This is a genomic window from Spirulina subsalsa FACHB-351 (genome assembly GCF_026130165.1).
GTDB lineage: Bacteria > Cyanobacteriota > Cyanobacteriia > Cyanobacteriales > Spirulinaceae > Spirulina_A > Spirulina_A subsalsa_A.
The window spans coordinates 3401-4905 of record NZ_JAIHOM010000208.1 but is presented as its reverse complement, the minus strand read 5'-3'; the positions used below and the strand labels follow the sequence as shown (position 1 = coordinate 4905).

Below are 1505 nucleotides of genomic sequence, written 5' to 3'. Positions count from 1 at the left end.
GATGCTGCCGCCGGATGGTTTGCGGCTGAACGGGCTAGGCTCACGACTTTGGGCCGAATGCCTTCATACCCGGATGGGCAGATCGCGGCGATCGCTCAGGTTAATCATTTGATTCTAGTGACTCGGACTGTTTATGCGGATCTCGGTGCTGAAAAAATTATTGCTGCTCAAAAACTCAGTCAAAAAATTGCAGTTGAAATTAAGGTCTTTCGGACTCCTTCACCCGTGACAGAGTTAGAACGTGCTATTGGCCAGTATTATTTGTATTTAACATTTATCACGAAGCAAGACCCAGATCGCGCCCTTTTTTTGGCAATCCCTGAACGGATTTATCAAAACTTCTTTCAACGACCTTCAATTGAACTCTTTGTCAAGGAACGCCAAATTTCTTTTTTTGTGTTTAACCCAGAACAGGAGGAAATCATCAAATGGATAACCCATTAGAACAATATCAAATGATCGCCCAAGAAATTCTTGATGATTATGTACGTTATCAACCGAGTCGAGGGAATATTGAATTGCAGGCGATCGCACAAAACAATCATTATTTATTGATTAGTTTTGGTTGGCAGGGCGATCGCCGGGTTCACAGCACGATCATCCATTTGCGTATTGTTGACGGAAAATTTTGGGTGGAACGAGACGAAACGGAGGAGGGGATTACTCAAGATTTACTTGATCGCGCTGTCCCCAAAGACAATATTGTGCTGGCGTTTTATCATCCCGAAGATCGTCAGTTGACCGAGTTCGCGATCACTTAATCCTGATCTGTGTTAAGGCGATCGCACTTTGGAGATGGGACAAGGAGGGGGCGATCGCACCCCTCAAAAAACAGATCGCCTTTTGGGAATATCAAAACAAAAAAGCGATCGCTCTTTGGGGATGGGGAAAGGGGGGCGATCAACCCCCACCCTGACGGGTTGTGGTGAATGGTGAATCTGGGCAGCGGTGTATTGGGATTTATGAGGTGTGGGGTGTGATATTGCTCCCCAAGTCCAAATATCACGCTATTCTTAAGTTAATACACTATTAAATGAACTTAGAACAGTGGCTCTCTCTCTTACCCCTGAACTAGAACAATTTGTGATCGAACGAATTGCGAGTGGTCAATATAAAACACGTGGCGAAGTGGTGATCGCGGCACTCCAACTCCTTAAAGCAAGTCAATCTCATTCTTCAAATCCTGTCAGTATTCTAGAGCGTATGGGAGGTAAACCCAAATTTTTGTTACATCAAGGCAATCGCGCTCGTCGCGATCAACGTCGTCAATTATTGGCTGAACAATTACATCAACGGTATCGTGAGAGCCATTAATGGAACATCGTGATTTTTTGATTGATACGGGGGTTTTAGTGGCCCTGTACGATGCTGGTGACGATTATCATCTTCCTGTTGTCGATTTTTTAGCCCAATGTACAGGACAGGCAATCACCACAACAGCTTGTGCAACTGAAGTGATGTGGTTATTAAATGATGATTGGCGAGTCCAAAATGAGTTTTTGGCT

The 1505-nt window shown here is 44.5% G+C and carries 4 protein-coding genes and 1 pseudogene; all 5 read left to right on the top strand.

The window, feature by feature from the left end:
* Window positions 1–57: 57 nt before the first annotated feature.
* Window positions 58–444 carry an element excision factor XisH family protein gene (locus K4A83_RS22075; RefSeq protein WP_407810269.1) on the top strand — a complete coding sequence of 129 codons (387 nt, stop codon included), beginning with the start codon at window positions 58–60 and terminating at the stop codon, window positions 442–444.
* On the top strand, window positions 429–761 hold the full coding sequence (locus tag K4A83_RS22070; protein WP_265266868.1) for a XisI protein: 333 nt from the start codon (window positions 429–431) through the stop codon (window positions 759–761). The genes K4A83_RS22075 and K4A83_RS22070 overlap by 16 nt, the downstream gene beginning before the upstream one ends.
* A gap of 34 nt (window positions 762–795) precedes the next feature.
* The gene (locus K4A83_RS22065; protein ID WP_265266867.1) at window positions 796–936 is read left to right on the top strand and encodes a hypothetical protein; all 141 of its coding nucleotides are present in this window, start codon (window positions 796–798) and stop codon (window positions 934–936) included.
* Window positions 937–1047: 111 nt separating this feature from the next.
* Window positions 1048–1314 (top strand): ribbon-helix-helix domain-containing protein, encoded by a 267-nt coding sequence (locus tag K4A83_RS22060; protein ID WP_265266865.1) that lies wholly within the window; start codon window positions 1048–1050, stop codon window positions 1312–1314.
* Window positions 1314–1505 (top strand): annotated as a pseudogene (locus K4A83_RS22055) (VapC toxin family PIN domain ribonuclease); the annotation flags it as partial. The gene K4A83_RS22060 and the pseudogene K4A83_RS22055, both read left to right, overlap by 1 nt.

Coding starts and splice junctions, on each gene's coding strand:
- K4A83_RS22075 (WP_407810269.1), top strand. CDS start 58: ATGCCTTCATACCCGGATGGGCAGATCGCGGCGATCGCTCAGGTTAAT.
- K4A83_RS22070 (WP_265266868.1), top strand. CDS start 429: ATGGATAACCCATTAGAACAATATCAAATGATCGCCCAAGAAATTCTT.
- K4A83_RS22065 (WP_265266867.1), top strand. CDS start 796: ATGGGACAAGGAGGGGGCGATCGCACCCCTCAAAAAACAGATCGCCTT.